Origin of the sequence: Streptomyces sp. NPDC001407 (assembly GCF_042895325.1) — a bacterium.
Classification (GTDB): Bacteria; Actinomycetota; Actinomycetes; order Streptomycetales; family Streptomycetaceae; genus Streptomyces.
Genome location: NZ_JBIAWF010000001.1, coordinates 235,265 through 262,094, shown reverse-complemented (window position 1 = coordinate 262,094; position 26,830 = coordinate 235,265). Strand labels below are relative to the sequence as shown.

Annotated in this window: 22 protein-coding genes; 8 read left to right on the top strand and 14 right to left on the bottom strand. The window is 72.9% G+C overall.

Annotation, left to right across the window (positions count from 1 at the left end):
- The first annotated feature begins 66 nt into the window (after positions 1 to 66).
- Both ACFY1P_RS01185 and ACFY1P_RS01180 read left to right on the top strand, forming a co-directional pair.
- Positions 67 to 441: a F0F1 ATP synthase subunit epsilon gene (locus ACFY1P_RS01185; protein WP_361527244.1), complete on the top strand. Its 375-nt coding sequence runs from the start codon at positions 67 to 69 to the stop codon at positions 439 to 441.
- Positions 442 to 559: 118 nt separating this feature from the next.
- Positions 560 to 1,006 carry a DUF2550 domain-containing protein gene (locus tag ACFY1P_RS01180; protein ID WP_361527246.1) on the top strand — a complete coding sequence of 149 codons (447 nt, stop codon included), beginning with the start codon at positions 560 to 562 and terminating at the stop codon, positions 1,004 to 1,006.
- Between the two features lie 184 nt (positions 1,007 to 1,190).
- On the opposite strand, the gene ACFY1P_RS01175 is transcribed toward ACFY1P_RS01180, so the two are convergent.
- The 3 genes from ACFY1P_RS01175 to ACFY1P_RS01165 all read right to left on the bottom strand — a co-directional run bounded on the left by ACFY1P_RS01175 (position 1,191) and on the right by ACFY1P_RS01165 (position 5,348).
- Positions 1,191 to 3,248 carry a glycoside hydrolase family 18 chitinase gene (locus tag ACFY1P_RS01175; RefSeq protein ID WP_361527248.1) on the bottom strand — a complete coding sequence of 686 codons (2,058 nt, stop codon included), beginning with the start codon at positions 3,246 to 3,248 and terminating at the stop codon, positions 1,191 to 1,193.
- Positions 3,249 to 3,384: 136 nt separating this feature from the next.
- Positions 3,385 to 4,131 (bottom strand): response regulator transcription factor, encoded by a 747-nt coding sequence (locus ACFY1P_RS01170; protein ID WP_361527250.1) that lies wholly within the window; start codon positions 4,129 to 4,131, stop codon positions 3,385 to 3,387.
- A complete protein-coding gene (locus ACFY1P_RS01165) occupies positions 4,128 to 5,348 on the bottom strand; it encodes a histidine kinase (protein WP_361527252.1) in 1,221 nt (406 codons plus the stop codon). Before ACFY1P_RS01165 ends, ACFY1P_RS01170 begins: the two co-directional genes overlap by 4 nt.
- A 159-nt stretch (positions 5,349 to 5,507) precedes the next feature.
- Between ACFY1P_RS01165 and ACFY1P_RS01160 the strand changes: the two genes are divergently transcribed.
- Complete coding sequence (locus tag ACFY1P_RS01160; protein ID WP_361527254.1) at positions 5,508 to 6,086, top strand: hypothetical protein; 579 nt, start codon at positions 5,508 to 5,510, stop codon at positions 6,084 to 6,086.
- A gap of 253 nt (positions 6,087 to 6,339) precedes the next feature.
- On the opposite strand, the gene ACFY1P_RS01155 is transcribed toward ACFY1P_RS01160, so the two are convergent.
- The gene (locus tag ACFY1P_RS01155) at positions 6,340 to 6,912 is read right to left on the bottom strand and encodes a cob(I)yrinic acid a,c-diamide adenosyltransferase (protein WP_361527256.1); all 573 of its coding nucleotides are present in this window, start codon (positions 6,910 to 6,912) and stop codon (positions 6,340 to 6,342) included.
- Positions 6,913 to 7,195: 283 nt separating this feature from the next.
- Between ACFY1P_RS01155 and ACFY1P_RS01150 the strand changes: the two genes are divergently transcribed.
- From ACFY1P_RS01150 to ACFY1P_RS01140, 3 genes are all read left to right on the top strand, one after another.
- Positions 7,196 to 8,044: a 3-hydroxyacyl-CoA dehydrogenase family protein gene (locus ACFY1P_RS01150; RefSeq protein WP_361527258.1), complete on the top strand. Its 849-nt coding sequence runs from the start codon at positions 7,196 to 7,198 to the stop codon at positions 8,042 to 8,044.
- Positions 8,045 to 8,180: 136 nt separating this feature from the next.
- Positions 8,181 to 8,504 (top strand): STAS domain-containing protein, encoded by a 324-nt coding sequence (locus tag ACFY1P_RS01145; RefSeq protein ID WP_361527260.1) that lies wholly within the window; start codon positions 8,181 to 8,183, stop codon positions 8,502 to 8,504.
- Between the two features lie 370 nt (positions 8,505 to 8,874).
- Positions 8,875 to 11,490, top strand: coding sequence for an ATP-binding protein (locus ACFY1P_RS01140; RefSeq protein ID WP_390749297.1), 2,616 nt, complete (start codon positions 8,875 to 8,877; stop codon positions 11,488 to 11,490).
- 407 nt (positions 11,491 to 11,897) lie between these two features.
- On the opposite strand, the gene nucS is transcribed toward ACFY1P_RS01140, so the two are convergent.
- Complete coding sequence (gene nucS, locus ACFY1P_RS01135) at positions 11,898 to 12,560, bottom strand: endonuclease NucS (protein ID WP_116213924.1); 663 nt, start codon at positions 12,558 to 12,560, stop codon at positions 11,898 to 11,900.
- Positions 12,561 to 12,790: 230 nt separating this feature from the next.
- On the opposite strand from nucS, the gene ACFY1P_RS01130 reads away from it, so the two are divergent.
- On the top strand, positions 12,791 to 13,183 hold the full coding sequence (locus tag ACFY1P_RS01130) for an SCO5389 family protein (protein WP_361531685.1): 393 nt from the start codon (positions 12,791 to 12,793) through the stop codon (positions 13,181 to 13,183).
- Between the two features lie 420 nt (positions 13,184 to 13,603).
- Here ACFY1P_RS01130 and ACFY1P_RS01125 read toward each other — a convergent pair whose 3' ends face one another.
- Entirely contained in the window at positions 13,604 to 14,629 is a 1,026-nt protein-coding gene (locus ACFY1P_RS01125) for an LLM class flavin-dependent oxidoreductase (protein ID WP_361531688.1), read from the bottom strand.
- A 205-nt stretch (positions 14,630 to 14,834) separates the two neighbouring features.
- On the opposite strand from ACFY1P_RS01125, the gene ACFY1P_RS01120 reads away from it, so the two are divergent.
- Positions 14,835 to 15,167, top strand: a complete 333-nt coding sequence (locus ACFY1P_RS01120) for an ATP/GTP-binding protein (protein WP_361531691.1) — start codon at positions 14,835 to 14,837, stop codon at positions 15,165 to 15,167.
- 21 nt (positions 15,168 to 15,188) lie between these two features.
- Here ACFY1P_RS01120 and ACFY1P_RS01115 read toward each other — a convergent pair whose 3' ends face one another.
- The 8 genes from ACFY1P_RS01115 to mce form a co-directional block, all read right to left on the bottom strand.
- Positions 15,189 to 16,076 (bottom strand): ABC transporter permease subunit, encoded by an 888-nt coding sequence (locus tag ACFY1P_RS01115; RefSeq protein WP_361531694.1) that lies wholly within the window; start codon positions 16,074 to 16,076, stop codon positions 15,189 to 15,191.
- Positions 16,073 to 17,275: an ATP-binding cassette domain-containing protein gene (locus ACFY1P_RS01110; RefSeq protein ID WP_361531697.1), complete on the bottom strand. Its 1,203-nt coding sequence runs from the start codon at positions 17,273 to 17,275 to the stop codon at positions 16,073 to 16,075. The genes ACFY1P_RS01115 and ACFY1P_RS01110 overlap by 4 nt, the downstream gene beginning before the upstream one ends.
- An 89-nt stretch (positions 17,276 to 17,364) precedes the next feature.
- Positions 17,365 to 18,237 (bottom strand): hypothetical protein, encoded by an 873-nt coding sequence (locus ACFY1P_RS01105; RefSeq protein WP_361531700.1) that lies wholly within the window; start codon positions 18,235 to 18,237, stop codon positions 17,365 to 17,367.
- Positions 18,238 to 18,398: 161 nt separating this feature from the next.
- Positions 18,399 to 19,172: an ABC transporter permease gene (locus ACFY1P_RS01100; protein ID WP_361531703.1), complete on the bottom strand. Its 774-nt coding sequence runs from the start codon at positions 19,170 to 19,172 to the stop codon at positions 18,399 to 18,401.
- A gap of 4 nt (positions 19,173 to 19,176) precedes the next feature.
- Entirely contained in the window at positions 19,177 to 20,166 is a 990-nt protein-coding gene (locus ACFY1P_RS01095; protein WP_361531706.1) for an ATP-binding cassette domain-containing protein, read from the bottom strand.
- A gap of 161 nt (positions 20,167 to 20,327) precedes the next feature.
- Complete coding sequence (locus ACFY1P_RS01090) at positions 20,328 to 21,266, bottom strand: cellulose-binding protein (RefSeq protein WP_087926230.1); 939 nt, start codon at positions 21,264 to 21,266, stop codon at positions 20,328 to 20,330.
- A gap of 114 nt (positions 21,267 to 21,380) precedes the next feature.
- Positions 21,381 to 26,102 carry a polarized growth protein Scy gene (gene scy, locus ACFY1P_RS01085; RefSeq protein ID WP_390749296.1) on the bottom strand — a complete coding sequence of 1,574 codons (4,722 nt, stop codon included), beginning with the start codon at positions 26,100 to 26,102 and terminating at the stop codon, positions 21,381 to 21,383.
- A 179-nt stretch (positions 26,103 to 26,281) separates the two neighbouring features.
- Positions 26,282 to 26,722 carry a methylmalonyl-CoA epimerase gene (gene mce, locus ACFY1P_RS01080; RefSeq protein WP_361535358.1) on the bottom strand — a complete coding sequence of 147 codons (441 nt, stop codon included), beginning with the start codon at positions 26,720 to 26,722 and terminating at the stop codon, positions 26,282 to 26,284.
- Positions 26,723 to 26,830: the final 108 nt, after the last annotated feature.

Here is a 26,830-nt window from a genome sequence, read left to right as displayed (position 1 = left end):
TCACGTCCCCTATTCTTTGACCCAACACCTGCCGGATCCGGCAGGTGACAGACCCGAGGAGCCACGTTGGCTGCTGAGCTGCACGTCGAGCTGGTCGCGGCGGACCGAAGCGTCTGGTCCGGCGAGGCCACTCTGGTCATCGCGCGTACCACATCGGGTGACATCGGCGTCATGCCCGGCCACCAGCCGCTGCTCGGTGTGCTGGAGTCCGGCCCGGTGACCATCAAGACCACCGACGGCAATGTCATCGCCGCGGTGCACGGCGGGTTCATCTCCTTCGCGGACGACAAGCTCTCGCTCGTCGCCGAGATGGCGGAGCTCGCCGACGAGATCGATGTCCAGCGCGCCGAGCGTGCGCTGGAGCGTGCGAAGTCGGAGGCCGACGCGGCCGCCGAGCGTCGCGCGGACATCCGGCTGCGTGCGGTCACGGGCGTTCACTAGCCCACGACCCACAGAGATCGTCCCTCAGCCGCGGACCGCACTGGATCACTCCAGGGCGGTCCGCGGCTGAGGCAATACAGGTGCGGTTGCTCTAGATGATGCGAGGAGGTCGGTGGAGATGGTCCTCGCTCTGCTCGTGAGCGGCATCGTCGTCTTGCTGGTATTGATCGGACTCTTTGTCTTCGGGCTGCGCAGGCGGCTCATCCAGCGGTCGGGTGGCACCTTCGACTGCAGTCTGCGCTGGGGCGTCCCGGAGGACGCCCCGCTGGACGGCAAGGGGTGGGTCTACGGCGTCGCCCGCTACAACAGTGACCGGATCGAGTGGTTCCGGGTCTTCTCCTACGCGGTGCGCCCGCGGCGCGTGCTGGAGCGCGCGTCGATCGAGGTGCTGGAGCGGCGCGCGCCGTTCGGGGACGAGGAGCTGGCGTTGCTCTCCGACGCGGTCGTGCTTATCTGTGTCCACAGGGGTACGCGGCTGGAGCTGGCCATGAGCGAGGATGCGCTGACCGGGTTCCTGGCGTGGCTGGAGGCGGCGCCTCCTGGGCAGCGGGTCAACGTCGCCTGACCTCTTTCTGTGACCGGGGCTTCGCCCCGGACCCCATCTTTCACCTGCGGGCCGGTGGGGGCCGTTCGCGCCCACGCGGCGGAGCCGCACATCGACAGAGCCCCGCGCCCCTGACGGGGCGCTGCCCCTTGACCCCGTCCTTCGGCTGCGCCGACCACGGGGTCCGGGGCAGAGCCCCCGGAGGTCAGCTCAGGCCGCTGCTGACGGCAGTCATCAGCGTGCCCGAGTCGCCCGACATCTCCCAGATCATCACGCCGCCCAGGCCCTTGCCGCGCAGCCAGGCGGCCTTCTTGCCGATGGACCAGGCGTCGTCGAAGGTCCACCACTGGCCGTTGTCACCGGTGTAGCCGTACGTGGCGACGGTCTGTTCGTCGTGATAGACGGTCAGGTTCGGCACGGACGCGATGAGGTTGTCGTAGCCGCGCGTCCCCGACTCCTCGGGGAACTGCCCCGGCGCCGCCCCGTTCGCCTTCTGCCACGCGCCGTGCGCGCCGCCGTCGGTGACCTGCTGCCAGCCGCGCCCGTAGAACGCCAGGCCGAGCATCACCTTGCGGGGGTCGACGCCCGCGTCGAGATAGGTCTGCACGGTCTTGTCCACGCTGAACTTCGTGGCGTAGGGGTCCTTGGGGTCGGTGTAGAGGTTGCCCTGGTGACCGGTGAGGTTGGGCTCCCAGCTGTTGTCGCTGCCGGAGCCGTGGAAGTCGTAGCCCTGGACGTTGGCGTAGTCCATGTAGTCGAAGACGCTGGGCGTGCCGTCCTTGGTGGTGATGTCCCAGCCCGCGTCGATCTTGGCCGGGTCGGCCGGGGTGAAGGCGGTGACGAGGTACTTCTTCCCGGTGCTCGCGGACAGCGCGTCGAGCTGCTTGCGGAACTCCGCGAACAGCAGGAGGTTGTTCGCCTTGTCGTCCTTCGAGACGTGGTTGCCCGGGTGGCCGTCGGAGCCGGGCCACTCCCAGTCGATGTCGAAGCCGTCGAAGATCCCGGCCGCCGAGCCGTCGCCGCCGCGCCCGTTGCTGACCGGCAGGTTGCCCTTGATGTACATGTCGATGCAGGACTTCACGAACTTCTGCCGGGAGGCGTCCGTCCTGGCCACGTCGGAGAAGAACTTGCTGTAGGTCCAGCCGCCCACCGACATGACGACCTTGAGGCCGGGGTGCTTGGCCTTGAGCTTCTTCAGCTGGTTGAAGTTGCCCGCCAGCGGCTGGTCCCAGGTGTCCCCGACGCCGTCGACGGACTCACCGGCGGCGAACCCCTTCTCGTAGTCCGCCCAGGAGTCGCCCGCGCCGTCGCCCTGGTTGGGGTCCTCGGGGTTGGACGTGGTGGCCTTGGTGACGCCATTGAGACAGGTGAGGTTGTTCGGGTCAATGTTGGAGAAGGCGTAGTTGAGGTGCGTGAGCTTCGCGGCCGCGCCGGAGTCCTCCAGTGACTTCACGGTGTACGCGCGCCCGTAGATGCCCCACTGCACGAAGTAGCCGACCTTGGCGTAGTCGCCGGCCGGTGGCTTCGTGCCGCCGCCCGTGGTGCGCACGGTCAGCGGCGGGCTCGCCTTGCCGGTCTGGTCCGCGGTGTCGCGGGCCACGACGGTGTAGGTGTAGTCGGTGCCCGGCGTGAGGCCGGTGTCGGTGTACGCGAGCTTGGCGACGGTGGCGGCCTTCGTCGCGCCGCGGTAGACGTCGTAGTTCTTGATGCCCTTGTCGTCGGTGGCCGCCGCCCACTTCAGGGAGACGGAGGTGTCCGTGACGGCCGTCGCCTGTGGGGCGCCGGGCGCGGACGGCGGGTTGTCGCCGGGGGGTGTGCCGCCGTCGCAGGTGCCGCCGTTGACCTTGCAGCCGCCCGGGGCGCCGTCGCCGGTGGCCACGAAGCCGAAGGTGACGGCGGCGCCGGGGGCTATGGAGCCGTTGTAGTCCCGGTTCTTGGCCGTGACGTGGGTGCCCGAGCTGGTGATCAGGGCGTCCCAGAAGGAGCCGACCGTGGTGGTCGCGGGGAAGTCCCACTCCACGGTCCAGCCGTTGACGGCGGCGGTGCCGGTGTTCTTGACCGTCCACTCGCCCTGGAAGCCCGTGCCCCAGTCCGATGTCTTGGCGAAGGCGGCGGTGAGCGAGGCCGCCTTCGGGGCGGGGGCCGCGTGCGAGGGGGCGGTGGCCAGGCCGACGAGCGCGGCGGCCGGGAGGAGCAGCGCGGAGAGGACCGCGACGGCTCGGGAGAGGGGGTGTCTGCTGCGGGTTGAGGATCCTGTGCTCAAGGGAGCTCCTCGGGTGGGGCCTTGTGGTGGGGGTGTGGGGGGTGCGCGGGGACCGTGGTGCGACCGGTGAGCGTGCGCTATCCGGACACGTTCCGCGCGGCTGTGGTGGGGAGAGTAAAAAGGTCCGTACCAATGGTCAAGAGGTCTGGACCAGCCCCAGTTCCCGGGCCAGGACCGCCGCCTGCACCCGGCTGCGCAGCTCCAACTTGCCCAGCAGACGGCTGACATGCGTCTTCACCGTCGCCTCCGCCATCGTCAGCCGCACCGCGATGTCCGCGTTGGACAGCCCCTCGCCCAGGCACGCCAGCACCTCCCGCTCGCGGCGGGTGAGCGGCTCCAGGATCCGCGGGTCGGGCGCCCCCGGACCCACGGGGCCGGGCCGCGCGAACTCCGCGATCAGCCGCCGCGTCACCGCCGGGGAGATCAGGCCCTCGCCCCGCGCCACCGTCCGCACCGCCGTGACCAGGTCGGCGGCCTCGCTGTCCTTGAGCAAAAACCCCGCGGCCCCCGCGCGCAGCGCCCCGAAGACATACTCGTCCAGGTCGAAGGTGGTCAGCACCAGCACGTCCGCGAGCCCTTCCCCCGTGATGACCCGGGTGGCCGACACCCCGTCCAGGCGCGGCATCTGCACGTCCATCAGCACCAGGTCCGGCTCCAGCTCCCGGGCGAGCCGCACGGCCTCCTCGCCGTCGGCCGCCTCCCCGACGACCTCGACGCCGGGCGCGGAACGCAGGATGAGCACGAGCCCCGAGCGCACGGCGGCCTGGTCCTCGGCGACGACCACGCGGATCCCCTCGCGGGGCGGCGCGGTGTCCTCCGTGGCGCCCGGCACCGGGTGGGCGCCACCCGCGGCCGGTGGGCGGTCCTCGTTCCGACTGGTCATGCGGTGTCCTCGCTCTCGACGTTCTCCGCGTCTTCCTCGGGGCCTTCCACGGGCAGTTCGGCCCGTACCTCCCAGAGCGCCGTGCCGCGCTCCGGGCCGGGCACCGGTCCGGCCGTCAGCCGCCCGCCCACCAGGGCGACGCGTTCGCGCATGCCGATGAGTCCCACGCCGGCGCCCGGGACACGAGGTCCGCTTCGGTCGTCCAGCCTGCTGGTCACCCGGACGACGAGCGGGCCGGGGCGCCGCTCGGGGCGCGTCAGTTCGACCGTCACCGGACCCTGTCCGGCATGCTTCACCGCGTTGGTCAGCGACTCCTGGACGATGCGGTACGCCGCGAGCTCGACCGGCGCGGGCAGCGGGCGGGTGCCCCGCTCGTCGTGGAGGACGAAGACGAAGCCGTCGTCGCGTGCCGCCCCGCGGGCCCGGGCGAGCAGCGCCTCGACACCGTCCAGCCGGGGCACGGCCGCGGGCTCGTCCGCCGCGCCCGCGTCGCGCAGGATGCCGATGAGGCGGCGCATCTCCGCGAGGCCCTGCACGCTGTTCTCCCGGATGACGGCCAGCGCCTCGTCGGATGCCTTCGGGTCGCCGATCGACAGCGCGGCCGTGGAGTGGATCGCGATGGCCGACAGGTGCCCGGCCACCACGTCGTGCAGCTCGCGCGCCATCCGGGCGCGCTCCGCGCCGACCGCCTCCCGGCGGTCCAACTCGGCCAGCAGCGCGGTCCGCTCGGCCTCCAGCCGGGCCGACCGGGCGGCGTCCCGGTGCACCCGGACCCCCACGCCCGTCCACGCGGGAGCCACCGTGATCACGCCGAGCCCGATGCCGACCAGCAGCGCGGAGGGGGAGCGGACGATCGCGGCGGCCAGCAGCGTCCCCACGACGGTGAGCACTTCGGTGGCGCGCGGGACGATGCGGTACGCGGCCGGCGGACCGTAGAGCACCGCCGCGTAGACGAGGTCGGTGAACATCGCGACGTTCGCCATGATGCTGCCCGACAGCACGTCGAGCGTCAGCGCGCCCACCCCGACGGCCAGGCCCGTCAGCGGGGCCCTGCGGCGCAGCAGTTCGGCACCGGCCATCACCGCCAGCGCCACCAGCGCGAGCCGGTGGGGCACCGCCACGGCCGGCGAACTGCTCAGCCCCAGCGCGTACAGCGCCACGCCGCCGAGCAGTCCGGCGGCGGCGATGAGCACCTCTTCGCGGGGGGAACGGGACATGGACCCATCACAGCACGTCGGAGGGGGTGCGGTCGTCCCCGGCCGAGGCGGTGCGGGCGGGCGGCGCTACATCGAAGGATGCAGTGGAGGATCGTCGCCGACGACGACGAAACGGGCGCGCGCGGGCCCGACGCTGGTGGGGAGGGAAGGGAGAACCCCGTGATCGTGTCGTTGATCATTGTGTGCGAGGCCGGCTTCTGGGTGCTGCTGGCCGGGGGCCTGAGCCTGCGCTATCTGGCCCGGATGCCGCGCGCGGGCCTCGCGGTGCTGCTGCTGGAGCCGGTGCTGGAGCTGATCCTGCTGGTCGCGACCGCGGTCGATCTGAAGAACGGCGCCCAGGCCGACTGGAAGCACGGCCTGGCCGCCGTCTACATCGGCTTCTCGGTGGGCCTCGGCCACTCCACGATCACCTGGGCCGACCAGCGCTTCGCGCACCGCTTCGCGGGCGGCCCGCCCCCGGTCAAGCCGCCTGAGTACGGCACGGCGCGCACCGTGCACGAATGGCGGACCGCGGGCCGCTGGTGCCTGGCGGCGGCGGTCGCCGCGGGGCTGCTCCAGGCCGCCGTCTGGTACGTCGGCGACTCCGGCGACATCAGCTCGCTGCGGGCGTGGCAGTCGAAGATGCTGCTGGTCGTCGGCATCAACGTGCTGATCGCGGCGAGTTACACGATCTGGCCCAAGCGGCCGCCGGAGCCCGGGGCGGCCGAGGAGCCGGCCCGGACCCACGGCAAGCTGTGACCCGCAAAAGGGCTCTCAGCGGTTCTCGCCGGGGACCCAGAGGATGTCCCCGACTTCCTGGTTCGCTGTCCGCGCCAAGATGCTGTGTTGCTCCGGGGGTGACCCCCGGCCCCCCAGCCGGAGTGGTGGTGCGGTCAGCGGTTTTCTCCGGGGACCCAGAGGATGTCCCCGACTTCCTGGTTCGCTGTCCGCGCCAAGATGCTGTGTTGCTCCGGGGGTGACCCCCGGCCCCCCAGCCGGAGTGGTGGTGCGGTCAGCGGTTTTCTCCGGGGACCCAGAGGATGTCCCCGACTTCCCGGTTCGCCGTCCGCGCCAAGATGAAGAGCAGGTCCGAGAGGCGGTTGAGGTAGGTCGCCGCCAGCGGGTTCATGATGTCGGCGTGCAGCTCCATCGCCGCCCAGGTGGAGCGCTCCGCGCGGCGCACCACCGTGCACGCCTGGTGCAGCAGGGCCGCGCCCGGGGTGCCGCCGGGGAGGATGAAGCTGCGGAGCTTCTCCAGGCCCTCCAGGAAGTGGTCGCAGTCCGCCTCCAGCTTGTCGATGTACGACTGCTCGACGCGCAGCGGTGGGTACTTGGGGTTCTCCGCGACCGGGGTCGCGAGGTCCGCACCCACGTCGAAGAGGTCGTTCTGGATGCGGACGAGCACCTTGACGACCTCTTCCGGCAGCTGCCCGAGCGCGATCGCGACGCCGATGGCGGCGTTGGCCTCGTTGGCGTCGGCGTAGGCGGCGATGCGGGTGTCGGTCTTCACGGTGCGGCTCATGTCACCGAGGGCGGTGGTGCCGCTGTCGCCGGTGCGGGTGTAGATGCGCGTCAGATTGACCATGGGACGAGCGTAGGCCGTGCGGCGGCCGCGCCGCGGGTTCCCGGCCGCCGGACGCACCGGTTTCGCGTACCGCCCACGCGACCTGCGGCTGTGAACGCTGATGCTGGAGGTGCTCAACTGGTGCGTGGGGCGCGGCTGGTAGCCGTCTCGGTGTGATGTCCGTCATGTGGGACGTGACGCGCATCTCTAACCTCCCAAAGCGGCCCCCATGGGCGCTAATGTCCGCCCGAGAGAGTGCGCACGGAACAGAACAGCGCTGTGCACAGGGAGTAAGGGGACAACCGTGGCCAAGAAGCTCGCCGTCATCGGTGCCGGACTGATGGGATCGGGGATCGCCCAGGTCTCGGCCCAGGCCGGCTGGGACGTCGTGCTGCGGGACGTCACCGACGCGGCGCTGCGGCGGGGCACGGACGGCATCCGGTCCTCGTACGAGAAGTTCGTCTCCAAGGGCAAGCTCGACGCGGACGCGGCCGAGCGCGCGCTGGCCCGGATCACGACCACCACCGACCTCGACGCCGCCGCCGACGCCGACATCGTCGTCGAGGCGGTCTTCGAGGACGTCGACACCAAGCGGGACATCTTCCGCACCCTGGACGGGCTGGTGAAGGACGAGACGGTGCTCGCCTCCAACACCTCCGCCATCCCGATCACCAAGATCGCGGCCGCCACCCGGCGGCCCGAGCGGGTCGTCGGCACCCACTTCTTCTCGCCGGTGCCGATGATGCAGCTCTGCGAGCTGGTCCGCGGCCACAAGACCAGCGACGAAACCCTCGCCACCGCCCGGGAGTTCGCGGAGGGCGTCGGCAAGACGTGCATCGTCGTCAACCGCGACGTCGCGGGCTTCGTCACCACCCGCCTCATCTCGGCGCTCGTGGTCGAGGCGGCGAAGCTCTACGAGTCGGGCGTGGCCACCGCCGAGGACATCGACATCGCGTGCAAGCTGGGCTTCGGCCACGCGATGGGCCCGCTGGCCACCGCCGACCTCACCGGCGTGGACATCCTGACGCACGCCACCGGGAACATCTACGCCGAGTGCCAGGACGAGAAGTTCGCACCGCCGGAGATCATGCGCCGCATGGTCGACGCGGGGGACCTCGGCCGCAAGAGCGGCCAGGGCTTTTACCAGCACTGACGGTACCTCCGCTATCTGCCTCACCCGCCAGGGTGAATTAGGTATCGGTTAGCCAACAAGCGGCAACCTTGTCGTGTGAGAGGCAGTCAGTTCTTTAGGACCTCATCCACATCACGCACCACTCCCGGGAGCGCATATGCACATCAGGGGCGACCACGCCGAACTGGTCGTCGGGGGGCGCCTCGACGTCCGCAGCGCGGCGGACGCCCGTACGGTCCTGCACTCCGCGCTCGACGCGGGCCGCGGTGACCTGGTGCTCGACCTCACCGAGCTGGACTCCTGGGACGCGACGGGGCTGGGCGTCATCATGGGCGCCCACCGCCGGGCCGGCCGCACCGGCCGGCGCCTCGTCCTGCGCGGAGTGCCCGACCGGATGCAGCGGCTGCTGGTCGCCACCCGTCTGCACCGCATCCTCGCCATCGAGGGCGGCATCGAGGCGGAGTCCCTGCCCGGAGTGTGACCGGCGCGTGCGGCGCCGGGGTGGGCCGGGGTGGGCCCGGAATCGCCCTGCCGGGGATTGCGGGGAATTGCGGGGAGGGGCCCGGACCGGGGCTGTTGGGGCGTCCGTGCCCCGCTCCGGCTTTCGCCCGCTTCGTCCCTTCACCCTCACGAGACTGTGACGTCCCCCGGGCGGCGAGGCCCCCCTGGATTCATGGATACTGTCCGCAGGTCTGAGGTTCGGTTTTCCCGCCGCATAAGGCCGTACAACCATGCCCACACGGCGGGCACCGGACCCTGAGCGCCGGCCGGGCGGCACCCGGCCGGGGGCGAGGGAGTGCGGACAGGCCGGGAGGGCACGACGGCACGCCACGCTTTTGGGGGCTTTCACCATGGACCCGACGAACCGATCCGAGGAATTCGGCGACGGCGCCCACGAGCCCGTCACCGACGGCGGCCCGGCACGGGAGACGCAGGGTCAGGAGAGCGGCGGGCAGGGGCCCGCGCCCGTCCGCGTCGTCCGGCTCGTCGCCGGCGACTACGTCCTCACCGTCAATCCGCTCGACGGCAGCGAGATCGAGCCCTGCCTGCCCGGGCAGCGGCCCGCCCGCCCCGGCAAGCACGGCCCCGCCGAGCGCGCCGAGCGGCTCCGCGCCGCCCAGCCGCCGCCGCCCGCCCGCGCGGCCGGCCCCGAACTCCCCTTGCTGGAACGGCAGGAGGAGCGCGAGAGACTCGTCCGCCTGCTGTCGCGCGGCCGCTCCGTACGCCTCACCGGCCCCTCCGGCTCCGGCCGCAGCGCCCTGCTCGACGCCGTCGCCGCGGACTGCGCGGACCTCGCGCCGGACGGCGTCGTGCGCCTGAGCGGCCACCACCGCACCACCACCGACCTGCTCCACGAGCTCTTCGCCGCCGTCCACGACGCACCGCTGCACCGGCCGGACCGGGCCGAACTCCTGGCGCTGGTCCACGAGATCGGCGCGGTCGTCGTCCTGGACGACCTCGAATTCGGCGGCAGCGCGCTCGACGAGCTCCTCGACGCCACCCCCGAGTGCGCCTTCCTGCTCGCGGCCACGCCCGACATCGCCGCGCCCTCCGCCGACTCGCACCTCGAAGAGGTCTTCCTCGGCGGCCTCGACCGCACCGGCTGCCTGGAGCTGCTGGAGCACGCCGTCGGCCGCCCGCTCACCGACGAGGAGGCCGACTGGGCGGCGGACCTGTGGTTCGCCTCCGAGGGCCTGCCGCTGCGCTTCGTCCAGGCGGGGGCGCTGCTGCGGCAGCGCGACAACCCGCCGGGCGTGGAGACGGCCGTGGCCGACGAGTTCGGCGTCGTCGCCGAGCGGCCGTACGTCGCCGCCGCCGAGACCGCCGAGGCCGCCGAACCGGAGCCGGCCGCCGCGGGGCCCGAGGTGCCGCTGCCCGCCCTCGCCTCGGCCACGGCCCCCGCGCCCCGGCTCGCCTCCCGGCTCGGCGAGGCCGCCCGCGACACCCTGCGCATCGCCGTCGCCCTCGGCGGCGAGGTCCCGCACCAGGCGCACCTGCCGGCGCTCGTGGGCGATACCCACGCGGACGCCGCCCTCGGCGAACTCCTGGCCGCCGGGCTGATCACCGCCACCGGCGCGCACTACCGGCTGGCCGCGGGCGTCGCCGACCAGCTGCTCGCCGAGGGGTACGGGCGGGACGCGGCCGACCTCGCGCACGCCGCGGCCCAGCACTACGCCTGGTGGACCGGGCACCCCTCCGTCACCCCCGAGCGCGCCGCCCTGGAGGCCGACGCGATCCTCGCCGCGCTCGCGGCGACGGCCGGCGACGGCGAGGACGGGCACGCCGAGGCGGCCGTACGGCTGGCCCGTACGGCGGCGCCCGCGTTCGCCGCGGCCCTGCACTGGAGCGCCTGGGAGCGCTGCCTGCGGCACGGCCAGGCCGCGGCCCGGCGCAGCGGTGAGGTCGGCGAAGAGGCGTACTTCCACCACGAGTTGGGCGTGCTCGCCCTGTGCACCGGCAACATCGACCGGGCCCGCGCCGAGCTGGAGGCGTCGGTAGGGATGCGCGGGGTGCTCGCGGACAAACGCGGTGCCATAGCGGGCCGTCGCGCCCTCGCCCTCGTCGCCGACCTCTCCGGCCGGACGGCGAACGGGCCCGCGGCGCCACGGACCGAACCGGCGGCCCCTGCTGTCCCGTCGTCCTCCGCGCCGACCCCGGCCTTCCCGCCGCCGGCCGCGCGGCCGCCCGTCGGTGAGGAGATCCCGGACGCGCGCCGCGAGGAGTCGGCCACGCCGCCCGTCGCCGTGCCGTCGCCCTTCGCCACGCCCGTCGATCAGGACCGCATCGCGACCGAGTCCTTCAGCCGGATCGGTCCTGCGGCTCCGGTCGCGGGAAAGCGGCCGCCGTCGCAGCCGTGGGCGCGGAAGCTCATGGTGAGCGGCACCCGGCGCAACCTCGCTGCGGCGGGTGCCGGGGCGCTGCTCGCCGCGGTGCTCGGCACCGTCGTGACGCTCGGCGCGACGTCCGGCAGCCACGACGGGGACGCGTCCGACGGCAAGGTGACCCCCGACCGGTCCGCGTCGCAGCAGGACGGCGACGACAGCCTCACCGCGGACCACCCGGGCCCGGGCGAGGCGGGTCACGCACAGGTGCCGGGCAAGCAGGGGGCGCCCGGGCGGTCGGCTTCCCCGGGGGCGTCGGGCTCGGCGTCCCCCGGCGCGTCGGGCAGCGCGTCGCCGAGCGCGGGGGCGAGCAGTGGCGGCAAGCCGTCCGGGGGGCCGTCGCAGCCTTCCACTCCGCCGGAGTCGCCGTCGAAGCCGCCGACGAAGGACCCCACGAAGGATCCGACCACCCCGCCGGTCACGCCGTCCAAGCCGCCGACGAAGGACCCGACGACTCCGCCGGTGACACCGTCGCAACCGCCGACGGGCGGGGGCGGCTCCAGCTCGGTGGCCGGTGGTCCGGCGACGACGGGTTCGTCGGGCAACCGGCCTTCGGACTCCGGGGCGGGCAGCCCGACGGGGTAACCGGGGCGCCGTCCCGGGCCGGTGGGGGTTTGTCGCGCAGTTCCCCGCGCCCCTGAAGGGGCGCGGCCGGGGCCCCGGCGGGGGCGCCCACCGGGGGTGCCACTTGAGCACGGTCCGGTGGCTGCGGGCCGTGGGGGCTTGTCGCGCCCGCGCGGCGGAGCCGCACGTTGTCACAGCCCCGCGCCCCTGAAGGGGCGCGGCCCCGTCGTCGGGGAGCAGCCCCGACGGTCGGCATCAGCCGACGGGGTGCAGGGGGCGAAGCCCCCGGGCGGAGCCCCGGGGTCAGGGGGCGGAGCCCCCGAAAGTGGGGCCCTGGGGGCGCAGCCCCCAGAAACACCTCAGCCCCCCGGAGGCGGGGGCCCTGGGGCGCAGCCCCAGGAACGCACTCCCCCCGCACCACCTCGCGGTCAGAAAAGGCGAAGCTTGTCGTCCTCGATGCCGCGCATCGCGTCGTAGTCGAGGACGAGGCAGCCGATGCCGCGGTCCGTCGCGAGGACGCGGGCCTGCGGCTTGATCTCCTGGGCGGCGAAGACGCCGCGGACAGGGGCGAGGTGCGGGTCGCGGTTGAGCAGTTCCAGATAGCGCGTGAGCTGCTCGACGCCGTCGATGTCACCGCGCCGCTTCAGCTCCACGGCCACCGTCGCGCCGTCCGCGTCGCGGCAGAGGATGTCCACGGGCCCGATCGCCGTGGGGTACTCGCGGCGGATCAGGGTGTAGCCCTCACCGAGCGTCTCGATCCGGTCGGCGAGCAGCTCCTGGAGGTGCGCTTCCACGCCGTCCTTGATCAGGCCCGGGTCGACGCCGAGCTCGTGGGAGGAATCGTGCAGCACTTCCTCCATAGTGATGATCAGCTTCTCGCCCGCCTTGTTGACCACCGTCCACACCGAGCCGTCGCCCTCCTTGAGGGTGCACGGCGGGGACATCCAGTTGAGGGGTTTGTAGGCCCTGTCGTCCGCGTGGATGGAGACGCTGCCGTCCGCCTTGACGAGGATCAGTCGCGGGGCGGAGGGGAGGTGGGCGGTGAGCCGGCCCGCGTAGTCCACGGAGCAACGGGCGATGACGAGACGCATGGTCAGCCACGCTACTCGACTCCCGCCCCTCGACGCGATTCGCCCTTGATGAACCCCTTCGGTGGACCGCCGAACACCCTGGGCCGTGGCCGGTTGTTGATGCGTTCTCCTGGTGCCCCCGCAGTGGCCGAATTACCGTTGAAGCGGGCGGTCGTCGTACGGGCACAGGGCGTCGTCGTCCGCTCGCCCATCCCTGAGACCCCGCTCGCGGGGTCGCGAGAGGAGAACTCATGTCGCTCGACGTCTCACCGGCCCTCCTTGAACAGGCCGAGCGAGGCGAGGTCGACGAAGCGGATTTCGTCGACTGCGTCCGGACCTCCCTGCCGTACGCGTGGGAGATGATCAGCTCCCTGGTGGCCCGGCTCAAGATCGACGGTGGCGAGTTCGCCGACAACCAGACGCCTCCGCCGGATGAGCAGGCCCGCGGCCAGCTGCTGCGAGCCTTGGCGAGTGACGCGATCCGCGGTGCGCTGGAGCGGCACTTCGGTGTCCGCCTGGCGTTCCAGAACTGCCACCGGGTGGCGGTCTTCCCGCTCGACCCGGCGGCCGACGACCGTCTCGCACGCTTCACCTCGATCCGTGGCCAGCTGCTCAACCAGTCCCCGCTCCTGCGGGACTGCTGAGGCATTGTGCTGCCGCTCAGCGATCTCTGTGGGCGGCAGCGCTGGGGTGTGCGTGTCTGGGTGCGGGTCCGTCGTCGGGTGCGGGTTCGAAACCGGGGGCAAGCCCCCAGACCCCCTGACCGCGCTTCGCGCGGTGTCCTCAAGCGCCGGACGGGCTGATTGTGCTGGTTACGGTCCGCACATCCAGCCCGTCCGGCGCTTGAGGACGCGGCCGCAGGCCGCTCCCGCCGCTGGGGGAACCTCTGAGGGCACCTCCGGACGGAGTCTGGGGGAGGTAGCTGGGGGAGGCAACCGGCCCGCAGCTCGGGGTCTGGGGCAGCGCCCCCCACGCGGCGGAGCCGCACATCAGACGCAGCCGGGAAGGGGCGGGTAGGGGAAAAGCCCGCCGCAGGCGCCCCCGACCCGCACCCACACCACCCGTCACGCGAGCAACGGAAGCACCTCCGAGCCGAGTCGGCGGAGGTTCTCCTCCGTCGCCGCGAGGTCGCCGGAGCCCTCGGCGAGGAGGGCGAAGCGGGTGATGCCCGTGCGCTCGGACGTGGCCGCGAGCCGGTCCGCGCACAGGCGCGGCGGGCCCACCGGATGGAGGTCGCAGAGCTGCTGGGTGTAGGCGAGCGGATCACGCATCCGCCGCGGCCTGCCGTCGACCGTCTCGTAGGCGGCGAGCCCGTGGTGGAACCACCCCGGCATGGCCTTGAGGAGGGTCTCCGCGGCCTCCTGCCGCCGGTCCCCGACCTGGGCGACACCGGCCGACACATGACCGGCCGCCGCCACCTCCTCGGGTGAACTGCCCGCCTCCAGCGCGCACTTGCGCCAGAGGGCGACCATCTCGGCTTTCTCCTCGTCCGTGTTGTGCATCCCGAGCAGCATCGGCAGGCCGTGCCCGGCCGCCAGCCGCACGCTCGCGGGCGAGGTGCAGGCGAGCAGCACCGGCGGGCCGGAACGATCCTCCAGATCGTCCGGGCGCGGCACGACGGGCACTTCGCGGAAGTGGAAACGGGGCCCGGCCGCGCTCACGCGGGGCGTGCGCAGCCACCGCAGCAGCAGGTCGAGCGATTCGGGGAAGCCCTCTTCGTACGCCGCGAGGCCCGTGCCGAAGACCTCCAGGTCCACCCAGGGGCCGCCGCGGCCCACCCCCAGGGTGAACCGGCCCTCGGACGCGAGGTGCAGCAGCGCCGCCTGCTCGCCCAGTGCCACGGGGTGCACCGTGGGCAGCACGCTCACCGCCGTGCCCACCTCGATCCGCCGGGTGCGCCCCAGCGCCAGCGCGGCCAGCGTCGTGGCCGACGGGCAGACGCCGTACGGAATGAAGTGGTGTTCCGCGAGCCAGACCGCGTCGAGCCCGGCCTCCTCGGCGACCACGGCCGACCGGACGGCCCGGTGCAGTGCCTCCCCATGCCCCTGGCCGGGGAACTGCGCGGCCAGGACGAATGCTCCAACGCGCATCGCTCTCAATCTCCTTGCTGGCGACCGACGCGGCATCCCCCACCGGGATCAACGGCTGACACGTGCCATGGGCACGGCCTCGCGTTAAGTTTTAACGATGATCGGAGAACGCTCGGGTGGTGCTTGGGGGATGCCCGCCCGAGACGGTCACTGTGACGCGTAACCTGGTTACGGCCCGTAGCTCCCCAGACCTTCGAGGTGCCCCGTGTCCCCGCGCCGAAACCGCCCGCGAGGCGGCGCAGATCAGCAAGCCGACGCCCCGCGCGAGTTCGTCGGCGACCGCTATGGCCTGGAGCGCAGCGAGAGCTGGCAGGGCGAGGACTGGGCCGTGCGCACGGTCGGCGGCGGCGCGGCGGCCAAGCACTACCGCTGCCCCGGCTGCGACCAGGAGATCCCGCCCGGCGTCCCGCACCTCGTCGCCTGGCCGCAGTACGGCGGCGGCGTGGAGGACCGGCGGCACTGGCACAAGGCCTGCTGGAACGCGAAGGACCGCCGGAGCGCGCGGCTCCAGCGGTCCCGTAACGCGCCTCGCTACTGAGGCGGCGGTTCTTCCGACGGCTTACGCGTCGCGCTTCATCAGCGCCGCGTAGGCGCCGCCCAGGGCGACCGCCACCACGCCCGCCATGATCCAGACCGGATCCCAGCCCGTGGGGCCCGAGTCGGGCTCGGTGCCCGAGGCGAAGAGCACGAAGAGCTCGTAGGGGATCGAGTACTGCAGGAGGAACTTCCGCAGCTCGGACAGCGCGCTCGCGTACATGAACGTCGTCATGACCAGCGGCAGCAGCATCAGGCCGAGCATCGTCGTGATCGCGCCCGCGGAGTGCCGCACGAGCGTCCCGACGGCCAGCGCCAGCAGCCCGATCAGCGCGACGAAGAGGCTGACGCCGACCGTGGCGCGCAGCCACATCTCGCCCGTCGTGCGGCTCGTCCACTGGCCCTGGAGCAGCGACTCCGCCACCATGCCGACCAGCGTCGTCGACACCAGCGTGATCGTGAACACCAGCAGGAAGAAGACGATCGCCTTCGCCGTCAGCACGCGGGCGCGGTCCGGGCAGGCGGTCAGGGTGGTGCGGATCATGCCCGTGCCGTACTCGGAGCTGATCGTCAGCACGCCGAGCGTGATCACGCAGATGATGCCGAGCAGCACGCCGAAGACGCCGAAGCTCAGGGCCGACATGTTCTTCTCGCCGTCGCTGGAGTCGACGCTGCTGGCGGCCACCGCGATCGCGCAGCCGATGCCGAAGACGAGCACGACCATGACGCCGAGCGTCCACACCGTGGAGCGCAGGGAGCGGATCTTGGTCCACTCGGAGGCGATCGCGTCGGCGAGGTTCGCCTTGCGTACCGGGATGGGCGAGACGTATCCGCCGCTCCACTGCGGGGCCTCCGGCGCGAAGGCCGGTGCCTGCGGCGGCGCGGTCGGCTGCGGGTGCTGGGGGGCGGTCATCGGGCGTCCTCGCTGTCACGCTTGGTCAGGTCGGCGGGGGCGGTGGCGGGCGCGTCGGCCGGGGCGGCGGGCGCGGGGGGCTCGGCGGGCGGGGCGGCCGGTGCCTGCGGAGCGGCGGCGTACGGGTTCGGCTGCTCGCCCGTCAGCACGGGATAGGGGTGCGACGGCGTGGGCTGTCCCCAACCGCCCTGCGCGGGCTGTCCCCAGCCCTGGCCCTGCGGCGCGCCGTAGCCGTACGGCTGGGCGTACGGGTCGGCCTGCGCGAAGCCCGCGCGCTGGTCGGCGGTCGAGCGGTAGTCGACCGCGCCCTGGGTCATCCGCATGTACGCCTCCTCCAGGGACGCCTGGTGCGGGGAGAGCTCCCAGAGGCGGACGTCGGCGTCGTGCGCGAGGTCGCTGATCCGGGGGAGCGGCACGCCGGTGACGCGCAGGGCGCCGTCCGGCTCGGCCAGCACCTGGCCGCCGGCCTCGACCAGCGCGGCCGTCAGCTTCTCGCGGCCCTCCGGCTCGGTGTCCGGGGTCCGCACGCGGGCGAAGCCGGCGGAGTTCGCGGCGATGAAGTCCTGCACGCTCATGTCGGCGAGCAGCTGGCCGCGGCCGATGACGATGAGGTGCTCGGCGGTGAGGGCCATCTCGCTCATCAGGTGCGAGGAGACGAAGACGGTCCGGCCCTCCGCCGCGAGCTGCTTCATCAGATTGCGGACCCAGAGGATGCCCTCGGGGTCGAGGCCGTTGACCGGCTCGTCGAAGAGCAGCACCTGCGGGTCGCCCAGCAGCGCGGCCGCGATGCCCAGGCGCTGGCCCATGCCGAGGGAGAAGCCCTTGGAGCGCCGGCGGGCCACGTCCTGGAGGCCGACCACGGCGAGCACCTCGTCCACGCGGCGCGCGGGCAGGCCCGCGAGCTGGGCGAGGGAGAGCAGGTGCAGCCGGGCGCTGCGCCCGCCGTGCACCGCCTTCGCGTCGAGGAGGGCGCCGACCTGGCGAGGCGCGTTGGGGAGCTTGGCGAAGGGGTAGCCACCGATGGTCACGCTGCCGGACGTGGGCACGTCCAGGCCGAGGATCATGCGCATCGTGGTGGACTTGCCGGATCCGTTGGGGCCCAGGAAGCCGGTGACCGTCCCGGGCCGCACGCGGAACGACAGATTGTGCACGGCCGTCTTGGCGCCGTAGCGCTTCGTGAGGCCGACTGCCTCGATCATTCTCCGCCCCTCGCGAGCTCTTCGGGGCATAAGCCCCCGTAAGGGTTAGGAGCATAACGAGGAGCTGACGGTTCCTGTTTGTGTGAGATTCAAGTGACCGGTGGGTAGGGCGTGTCGTCGTGGGGCGGGCGGAGATCGTCGTAGGTGCGGGGTGTGACGGGTGTCTCCTTCTCCGCCGGGAGGCCGCTGTCCGTCAGCACCCAGCCGTGTTCCCGGAAGATCCGCTTCCCTTCGTCGCGCACGGCCTCGTCCGCCCGCGCCCGCTCCACCCAGCTCTCCGGGCCGGGCCCGAGCAGGTCGCGCAGGGCGGGGGAGGAGGTGAGCAGCCGGGTGAGCAGGACGCGCTGGTCGCCGCCACCTGGCAGCGGGCGGCCGTCGGCGGTGTCGGTCAGGACGCCGTGCCGGCTGACGTAGACATACGCCCCGCCCAGGGCCTCGCCCGACGGCATGAGCATGGGGAAGCGGGTGCCGGGCAGCAGGGTCCGGCGGTAGTGGAACTCCGTGCGGTCCACCTCCGCGAGCTGCGCGCTGTCCAGCCAGCCGATCACCAGCGTGAGTTCGGCGTCCGGCTCGGCGTACGGGGCGGCCGCGACATAGCCGTACCGGCCGATGTGCCCGGAGCAGCCGACCCCGATGCCGCGCACCCGCACCGGGACCATGGGGACTGTCGTGGGCAGGCCCCGGCGGGCGAGCTTGTGGTGGAGCTGGGCGGGGGAGGCGTTGGAACCGACGGCGATGACGGGGTGGCGCTGTCCCGTGGCCGGTGCGCGCAGCCGTGCCAGGGCGGTGTCGAGGCTCGGTGCTCCGTCGGTGGCGACCTGCCAGGCGTCGAGCGGCTCGCCGGGCGCGGGGTTCAGGGCGAGCAGGGTGCGGCCGGTGAGCAGCACGGGCGCGGTGACGGGCCGCCCGGGGTAGGTCAGGGGCTGCTCCGCGGGGGCGTGGCCGAGACTGTCTGGTTCCACGGCCCTTTCCCTCCCCAGCCGGGGCCGGTCTCGAAACGGTCTGGAATACGCATCCGCATCAGCCACCACCAGCCCGTCCGGCGATTGAGGACACCGCCGCGAAGCGGTGGTGCGGGGAACGGACCGACCTGGCCCCCGGAACCGCCCAGCCAAGCGCAGCGCTAAGCGTCCCGCTCCCGCAGGACCACATACGCCCCCACCAGCGCCGCCACCACCCAGAGCACCATGATCGCGAACCCGCCCCACGGCCCGTACGGGGCGTCGTCGTCGATCGTGATCACCTGCATGACCTTGCGGCCCGCCTGGTCCGGGAAATACTGCGCGACCTTCTTCGTGGCCGGGACCGCGCCGAGGATGTTGGAGATCAGGAAGAAGAACGGCATCAGGATGCCCAGCGACAGCATCGGGCTTCGCAGCATCGTGGCGATGCCCATCGAGAAGACGGTGATCAGGGTCATGTAGAGCCCGCCGCCGATGACGGCGCGCAGGACACCCGTGTCGCCGATCGACGTCCTGTGCTCGCCCAGCATCGCCTGGCCGAGAAAGAACGCCAGGAAACTGGTGACCATGCTGACGACCAGCGTCAGCAGTGTCGCGACGGTGACCTTGCTGAAGAGAAACGTGCCGCGCTGCGGTACGGCCGCGAGCGAAGTGCGGATCATTCCGGTGCTGTATTCGTTGGTGACGACCAGTACCCCGAAAACGATCATTGCGAGCTGGCCGAGTCCCATACCCGCGAAACTCGTGAAGGTCGGATCGAAAGTGATCTTCTCCTTCATCGACAGTTTGTCGAAGTTGCTTTTGGAAAGAGCGCTGATCAAAATCCCCAGCGCGACCGTCACGACCAGGGCGAGACCGAGTGTCCACACCGTGGAACGAACGGATTTGATCTTTGTCCATTCGGACCGGAGGACCTGGTTCGCCACCGCCGCCATCGCTTCAGGATCCCTTCTTCTGCCAGTCGGCACCCCAGCCGGCCCCCGGGAGCTGCTGCCCCGGAGCGGGCTCGGATCCCAGGACCGGCGCGCTGTGCGCGTGGTATTCCACCGACTCGGCGGTGAGCCGCATGAACGCCTCCTCCAGCGAGGCCCGCTGAGGGCTCAGTTCGTGCAGCACGATCTGGTGCCGGGCCGCGAGCTCACCCAGCCGTGCGCCGTCGGCCCCGTCCACCTCCAGCGAGCCGTCCCCGGCCGTCACGGCCGTGATCCCCGCGCCCGCCAGCACATCCAGCAGCCGCTCCCGGTCGGGGGAGCGAAGCCGCACATAGGAGCGGGAGTTCTGTGCGATGAAGTCCGCCATCGAGGTGTCCGCGAGCAGCCGCCCCTGACCGATGACGATCAGGTGCTCGGCGGTCAGGGCCATCTCGCTCATCAGGTGCGAGGAGACGAAGACCGTACGCCCCTGGGCGGCGAGGTTCTTCATCAGATTGCGGATCCAGTGGATGCCCTCGGGGTCGAGGCCGTTGACCGGCTCGTCGAAGAGCAGCACCTGCGGATCGCCCAGCAGCGCGCCCGCGATCCCGAGCCGCTGGCCCATGCCCAGGGAGAAGCCCTTGGAGCGCTTCTTCGCCACCGACGTCAGGCCGACCGTGTCCAGCACCTCCGCCACCCGGGCCCGCGGGATGCCATTGCTCTGCGCCAGGCACAGCAGGTGGTTGTAGGCGCTGCGGCCGCCGTGCATCGCCTTGGCGTCCAGCAGCGCGCCGACGACCTTCAGCGGATCCCGCAGCTGGCGGTAGTGCTTGCCGTCGAGGTGGACCGAACCGGCGGTGGGCCGGTCCAGATCGAGCATCATGCGCATCGTCGTGGACTTGCCCGCGCCGTTGGGCCCCAGGAAGCCGGTGACGATCCCGGGCCGTACGGTGCAGGTGAGGCCGTCCACGGCGAGCTTGTCGCCGTAGCGCTTGGTCAGACCCTGGAGCTCGATCATTCCGCCACGTTAAGGGCATACCTCCCAAGGCGCCACCGGTGTCAGCCCGTCCGGATGACGCGGAGGGCCGGGGGAGGGACACCGACGCCCCGCGTCCCGCCTCTCGGCGGCAGGCGGGGCGTCGGTGTACGGGGGTTGCCTCGGGGCCGTGCGCCGAGCGCTCAGCGGCTCTGCTGGGCCGGGACGCCGCGCGAGATCGGCTCGTCGTCACCGGGGACGCCGGCCGCGGCGACGGCCGCGCCGGTCAGCGTGGCCAGCATCTCGCGGACGTTGGTCAGCTGGGCGTTGATGCTGTCGCGGCGGTTGGTCAGCGCCGCCAGCTCGCGCTCGGACTCGCTGCGGATGCGGTCCGCCTTGGCGTTGGCGTCGGCCACGATGTCCTCGGCCTGGCGCTGCGCGGTCTCCACCGTCTGACGGGCCCGGCGCTCGGCGTCCGTGCGCAGCTTCTCCGCCTCCAGGCGCAGCTGCTCGGCGCGGTGCTCGATCTCCGCCAGTCGCTTCTCGGCCTTGGCCTGACGGGACGCCAGGTCGCGCTCGGACTGCTCACGGCGCTTGGCCAGGTTGGTCTCGAAGTCCGCGGCGGCCTGGGCGGCCTTGGCGCGGGTCTCCTCGAAGAGGGCGTCGGCCTCCTCGCGCTTGGACTGCGCGTCCTTCTGCGCCTCCGCGCGCAGGGTCGCGGCGTCGCCCTTGGCCTTCTCGACGATGCGGGCGCCCTCGTCCTCCGCCTTCGCCTTGCGGTCGGCGGCGAACGACTCGGCGTCGTTGCGCACCTGCTGAGCGGCGGACTCGGCCAGCTCACGGTGCTGCTCGGCCGCGCGCCGGGCCTCCTCACGCAGATCCTTGGCCTCTTCCTCGGCCAGCCGCAGGATCTTCTCGACCCGTGCACCCAGCCCCGCGTAGGACGGTTCCGCGTCGTTGACCTGGGCCTGAGCATTCTGCGTTTCGAGGTGGAGCTCCTCGATGCGCTTTTCCAGAGAGGTGATCCGCGCCAGTGCGCTGTCACGGTCGGCGACGAGCTTGGTAATGCGGTCGTCCACCTGGCCGCGGTCGTATCCACGCCGCACGAGCTCGAAGCCGAAGGGGGAGGAAGTGTCACTCATGGGGTTCCTGTCATAAGAGACCGGTGAGGTGATAGAGGGAATCCTAGGGGTGCGAGCGGCGTGGCATCGAGTGGACGGTGGGCAGATCTGGAGAATGGGCCCCCGTTTGAGTGGCTACTTCTGGGACTGCTTGCCACCCGATCGAGTTGCACCCGCAACCGCTGCTGCCTTCACCCCGCCCTCTTTGGCGCTTCCCGCCCCCGGGGCTTCAAAAGATTCCAACGCTTCCAACACGTCCTGGACACGGGAAATCTCGGCATTGATGTCCTCGCGCCGGCGGACCAGCGCCTCCAACTCCCGCTTTCCGTCCTCGACCAGGCGCTTGGCCTCCTCGGCACCCTCGGTGCGCAGGCGCTCCGCCTCGCGTACGGCGGCGGCCTTCTTCTCCTCGGCCTCCTTCAGCAGCGCCTGGGACTCCCGCTGGACGGCGGCCTTCTTCTGCTCCGCCTCCTTGAGCAGCCCCTCCGCCTTCTTCACGGCGGCGATACGGACCTTGCTGGCCTCGCTGCTGGCGTCGGAGACCAGCTTCTTCGCCTTCTCCTCGGCCTCCGCGAGCTGTTCGGTCGCCGCGGCCACGAGCTTGTCACAGCGCTCGCCCGCCGACTGCATCGCCTCGGACGCCTCCCGGCGCGCCCGGTCGTGCAGTTCCTCGACCTCGCTCTCCACCCGGGTGCGCAGCTCGTCCGCGCGCTCCCTTATGGCGGTCGCGTCCCCGCGGGCCTCGGCCAGCAGGGTGTTGGCGTCCGTACGGGCCTGCTCCACCAGGGCGTTGCCCTCGCCGGTGGCCTCCGTGACGATGCGCTCCGCCTCGCGGCGGGCCACCCCGACCATGGTGTCGGCCTGCTCCTCGGCGGCGGCCGCCGTCCGGACGGCCTCCTCCTGCGCCTTGGCGATCAGGGCGTCCGCCTTCTCGGCGGCCTCCGTCAGCTTCTGCGCGCCCGCGTCCCGCGCCGCGTCGATCGTCCGGTCGCCCTCGGCGCGCGCCTCGGCGAGCACCCGCTCGGCCTCCAGCACGGCGTCGGCCTTGAGCTTCGCGGAGTCCGCGCGCGTGCTGTTGGCGTTCTCCTGCGCGGAGCTCAGCGCCTCCGCGGCCTCGGCGGCCATCCGCTCCGCCTCGGCCGTGGCCTCGGCGATCAGGCTGTCGGCCTGCTCGGCGGCCTCGGTGCGGCGGGTGTTGGCGGCTTCGCGTGCCTCGTCCGTGGTGCGGGCGGCCTCGCGCTGTGCGGTCTCCAGGGCCTCGGCGCCCTCGGCGCGCAGCCGCTCGGCCTCCGCCTCGGCGTCGGCCTTGAGGCGTTCGGCCTGCTCCGCGGCCTCGGCCCGGTGGGCCTCGGCGGCCTCGCGGGCCTCCTCCACGGTGCGGGCGGCCTCGGCCGCGAGCCGCTCCGCCTCGGCCGTGGCCTCCGCGATCAGCTCGTCCGCCTGCTCGGCGGCCTCCGTGCGGCGGGCGTTGGCCGCCTCGCGCGCCTCGTCCACGATCTTGTCGGCGTCGTCCTGCGCCGAAGAGGTCAGCTCGGCCGCCGCGTTGACGATCCGCTCCGCCTCCGCGTGGCCCTCCGAGCGCATCCGGTTCGCGTCCTCGCGGGCCTCGGCCCGCGCCCGCGCCGCGTCCTGCTCGGCGGAGGCCAGCGCGTCGGACGCGTCCGTACGCATCTGCTGCGCCTTCGCCGACGCGTCGGAGACCATGCGGTCGGCCTCGGCCGTCGCCTTCGCGACCAGCTCCTCCGCCTTCGCCCGCGCCTCCTCCACGGTGCGCGTCGCCTCGGCGACCAGCCGCTCCGCCTCGGCGGTGGCCTCCGCGCGGTGGCCGTCGGCCTCCTCGCGGGCCTCCTCCACGGTGCGCCTGGCCTCGGCGACGAGCTTCTCCGCCTCGGCGGTCGCCTCCGTGATCAGCTCGTCCGCCTGCTCGGCGGCTTCCGTGCGGCGGGCGTTGGCGGCCTCGCGGGCCTCGTCCGTGGTGCGGGCGGCCTCGCGCTGTGCGGTCTCCAGGGCCTCGGCGCCCTCGGCGCGCAGCCGCTCGGCCTCCGCCTCGGCCTCCGCCTTGAGGCGTTCGGCCTGCTCCGCGGCCTCTGCCCGGTGACCGTCGGCCTCCTGCTGCGCCGTCACCACCGCGGCCTCGGCCTCGGTGATCAGCTTCTCCGCCTCGGACATGGCCTCGGCGAGCAGCTCGTCGGCCTGCTCCGCGGCCTCGCTGCGACGCGTGTTGGCGGCCTCGCGCGCCTCGTCCAGCACCCGGGCGGCCTCCGCCTCCAGGCGCTGCCCCTCGGCGATCGCCTCCGCGACCGTGCGCTCCGCGAGCGACTTCGCGGCCTCGGACGCGGCCTGCGCCTCCGCGCGCGTACGGGCGGCGTCCTCGCCGGCCCGCTCCCGCTCGGCATAGGCGTCGGCACGGACCCGGTCCGCCTCCTCCTGCGCCTCGGTGACCGTCCGCTCGGCGTTGTGCTCGGCGGCCGAACGCAGCCCGGCGATCTCCTCCTCGGCCTGCTCGTGCAGCCCCGCGACGGAGTCCCGCACCTGCTGGGCGGTCTGCTCCGCGGCCGTCACCAGCTCCGAGGCGCGCTGCTCCGCCTCCTCGACCAGGCGCCGGGCCTCCTCCTGCGCCTCGCCGACCCGCTTGCGCGCCGAAGCCAGCAGCTCCTCGCTCTGCTCGCGCGCCGCCTCCCGCTCCGCCTGCGCTTCCGTGCGGGCGTCGCCCAGCAGCTCCTCCGCCTCACGGCGGCGCCGGGCGGCCTCCTCCTGCGCGGCCGCGAGGGCCTCGGCGGCCTCGGTGGCCGTGCGCTCCGCGGCGGCGTTCGCCTCGGCCCGCATCCGGTCCGCGGTCTCCTGCGCCTCGGACTTCAGCCGCTCCGCCTCCGCGGCGGCCTCGCTCCGCAGCCGCGCGGCCACGCTCTCGCCCTCGGTACGGGCGGCCGACGCCTCCTCGGCGGCCTCGGCACGCAGCCGCTCCGCCTCCGTCTCGGCCTGCGCCTGGAGCGCGCGCACCCGCTCCGCGGCCTCCGTACGGGACCGCTCGGCCTCCTCGGCGGCCTCACGGCGCAGCCGCTCCGCCTCCGCGCGCGCCTCGCGCAGCGCCTCCTCGGCGGACTCGACGCGCGCCTCCGCCTCGGTGTGCAGCCGCGCCAGCTCCTCGGCGGCCTCCGCGCGCCGCGCCTCCGCGGCCCGCTCGGCCTCCTCGCGCAGCTGCTTGGCGGCCTCGGCGGCCTCCGTGCGGGTGCGCTCCGCGTGGTCCTCCGCCTCCTCGGCCATCTCCTCGGCCTCGGTGCGGGCCCGCTCCAGCGCCTCCTCGGCCTGCTTGCGCAGGCTCGCCGCGCGCTCGGCGGCCTCGGTGCGCACGCGCTCGCTCTCGGCGCTCGCCCCGCTGCGCGTCTCCTCCGCGTCGGCCTTCGCCTTCGCGAGCAGCTTCTCGGCGGTGCTGGCCGCCTCCTCGATCTGCTGGAGCGCCTGCCGCCGGGCCTCGCCGCGCAGCCGCTCGCCCTCGGCGACCGCCTCGGACCGCAGCTGCTCGGCCTCGCCACGCAGTCGCCGCGCCTCCTCCTGGAGCTCGACGGTCTTGGCGCGGTACTCCTTGGTGTCGTCCTTCGCCGCGCCCTTGAGCTGCTCGGCGGTGTCCGCGGCCTGCTCGCGCAGCCGCTCGGCCTCGGCCTCCGCCTCGCGCCGGATCCGCTCGGCCTCCTCCGCCGCCGCCTTGGTGGTGGCCTGGGCGTCCTCCGACGCCTTGGTCAGCACCTCCTCGGCCGTGCGCGCGGCCTTGGCGAGCTGCGCCGCGGAATCCTCCGCGGCGGCGCTGCGGGCGTTCTCCGCGGCCTCGGCCAGCAGGCGCTCGGCCTTGGCCTTCGCGTCGTCGCGCAGCTGCTCGGCCTCGGCCCGCAGGGCCTCGGCCTCCTTGGTGGCCTCGCCGACCAGGCGGGCGATCTCGGCCTTGGCCGTACGGGAGCGCTGCTCGTGCTCGGACTCCGCCGACGTCAGCTTCCGGGTGGCGCTCTCGCTCGCCTCGGTGACGAGCTTCTCCGCCTCGGCCCGCGCCTCGCGCAGCGCGGAGTCGGCCTCGGCGAGGCGCAGCTGCGCCTCCCGCGTCAGCTCGGCCGCGGCCGCGCGGGCCTGGTCGGACTCCGCGCTGGTCGCCGTGCGCAGCTGCTCGGCGTGGTCGGTGGCCTCCTGCGCCTGCGCGGACGCGGCGGCCAGCAGCCGCTCGGCGTCGGTGCGGGCACGGCGCAGCAGCGCCTCCGCCTCGGCACGCGCCTCGTCCGCGGCGGCGCTGAGCCGGCCGCGGGCCTGCTCGGTGAGCCGCTGGGCCTCCGCGCGGGCCGCCGCGAGGGACTGCTCGGCCTCCGCGCGGGACTCCTCCATCAGGCGCCGGGCCTGGGACTCCGTCCGGGCGCGCAGCTGCTCGGCCCACGCGACGTTCTCGTTGACGTGTGATTCGACGGTCTGGCGGCGCTCGTTGAGCTCCTCGTCCAGGCGCTGGCGGCGGGCGACGGCCTCCGCGTGCAGCTCGGCCTCCATCCGGGCCTGCCGCTCCGCCTGCTCCTGGAGCAGGCGCTGCGTCTGGGCACGCGCCTCGCGGAGCTCGCGCTCCGCGTCGGTCCGCATCTGTTCTGCCTGAATCTGGGCATTACGGAGCAACTGCTCCGCCTGGTAGCCCATATCGGCGGTGTCGTATGCCGGACGGTGGGCGAGATTGCGGCGCGCCTCGTGCAGCTTGGCGCGCAGCACCTCGACCTGATAGCCGAGGTCGTCGGCGTGCTGGACCGCCTTCTCCCGCTCCTTCTTCAGCCGCTCCATCTCGGCTTCGAATTGCGAGAGGTGGTCGTCAGCCTCGTAGCGGTCGTTGCCCCGCACTGCGCGGTCCCATCCGTCCCCTGGTCGCGTTGGCGGCCGGCCCCGTCCCGCATAAACCGGAGGAACCCGGAGCCTGCCCTTCCGAAGAAATGGTGTCAGATCATCGGTACAGCCCGGCCCGGGGTCCCACCCCGTACCCCCGGCCGAACCTGCACTCTACCGGCCGGGGGAGGTGCGGGTCAGTGCTCCGGGTCCGCGGGGGGCGCCGAGGTGACCAGTTCGGTCAGTACGCCGTGGCAGTCCTTGGGGTGCAGAAAGGTGATGCGGGAACCCATGGAGCCCGTCCGCGGCCGCTCATAGAGGACGCGTACGCCCTTGCCGCCGATCTCTTCAGCATCGGCGTCGACATCCGGCGTACCGAACGCGATGTGGTGAACCCCCTCGCCGTTCTTGGCGAGCCACTTGCCGACCGCGGAATCCGGCCGGGTGGGCTCCAGGAGCTGGATGTAGGAGGCCCCGCCGTCGTCCGTCCCGTTGATCCGGAGCATGGCCTCGCGCACCCCCTGCTCCTCGTTGACCTCGGTGTGGAACACCTCGAAGCCGTACGTGGCACGGTAGAACTCGACGGTCGTGTCGAGGTCCGTGCAGGCGATCCCGATGTGGTCGATACGAGTCAGCATGGAACCAGTGCACCGCCCGCCGCAGCGGTTACGCAACGTGCGCGCGATCACACCTTCGGCCCGGTGACCCGGGCGCCTACCGCTCAGTACATTGACGGGAACCATCGT

Excerpts from the sequence above, each read along its gene's own strand:
- ACFY1P_RS01180 (WP_361527246.1), top strand. The coding sequence starts at position 560 with ATGGTCCTCGCTCTGCTCGTGAGCGGCATCGTCGTCTTGCTGGTATTG.
- ACFY1P_RS01170 (WP_361527250.1), bottom strand. The coding sequence starts at position 4,131 with ATGACCAGTCGGAACGAGGACCGCCCACCGGCCGCGGGTGGCGCCCAC.
- ACFY1P_RS01165 (WP_361527252.1), bottom strand. The coding sequence starts at position 5,348 with ATGTCCCGTTCCCCCCGCGAAGAGGTGCTCATCGCCGCCGCCGGACTG.
- ACFY1P_RS01155 (WP_361527256.1), bottom strand. The coding sequence starts at position 6,912 with ATGGTCAATCTGACGCGCATCTACACCCGCACCGGCGACAGCGGCACC.
- ACFY1P_RS01145 (WP_361527260.1), top strand. The coding sequence starts at position 8,181 with ATGCACATCAGGGGCGACCACGCCGAACTGGTCGTCGGGGGGCGCCTC.
- ACFY1P_RS01140 (WP_390749297.1), top strand. The coding sequence starts at position 8,875 with ATGGACCCGACGAACCGATCCGAGGAATTCGGCGACGGCGCCCACGAG.
- nucS (WP_116213924.1), bottom strand. The coding sequence starts at position 12,560 with ATGCGTCTCGTCATCGCCCGTTGCTCCGTGGACTACGCGGGCCGGCTC.
- ACFY1P_RS01130 (WP_361531685.1), top strand. The coding sequence starts at position 12,791 with ATGTCGCTCGACGTCTCACCGGCCCTCCTTGAACAGGCCGAGCGAGGC.
- ACFY1P_RS01125 (WP_361531688.1), bottom strand. The coding sequence starts at position 14,629 with ATGCGCGTTGGAGCATTCGTCCTGGCCGCGCAGTTCCCCGGCCAGGGG.
- ACFY1P_RS01115 (WP_361531694.1), bottom strand. The coding sequence starts at position 16,076 with ATGACCGCCCCCCAGCACCCGCAGCCGACCGCGCCGCCGCAGGCACCG.
- ACFY1P_RS01110 (WP_361531697.1), bottom strand. The coding sequence starts at position 17,275 with ATGATCGAGGCAGTCGGCCTCACGAAGCGCTACGGCGCCAAGACGGCC.
- ACFY1P_RS01100 (WP_361531703.1), bottom strand. The coding sequence starts at position 19,172 with ATGGCGGCGGTGGCGAACCAGGTCCTCCGGTCCGAATGGACAAAGATC.
- ACFY1P_RS01095 (WP_361531706.1), bottom strand. The coding sequence starts at position 20,166 with ATGATCGAGCTCCAGGGTCTGACCAAGCGCTACGGCGACAAGCTCGCC.
- ACFY1P_RS01090 (WP_087926230.1), bottom strand. The coding sequence starts at position 21,266 with ATGAGTGACACTTCCTCCCCCTTCGGCTTCGAGCTCGTGCGGCGTGGA.
- mce (WP_361535358.1), bottom strand. The coding sequence starts at position 26,722 with ATGCTGACTCGTATCGACCACATCGGGATCGCCTGCACGGACCTCGAC.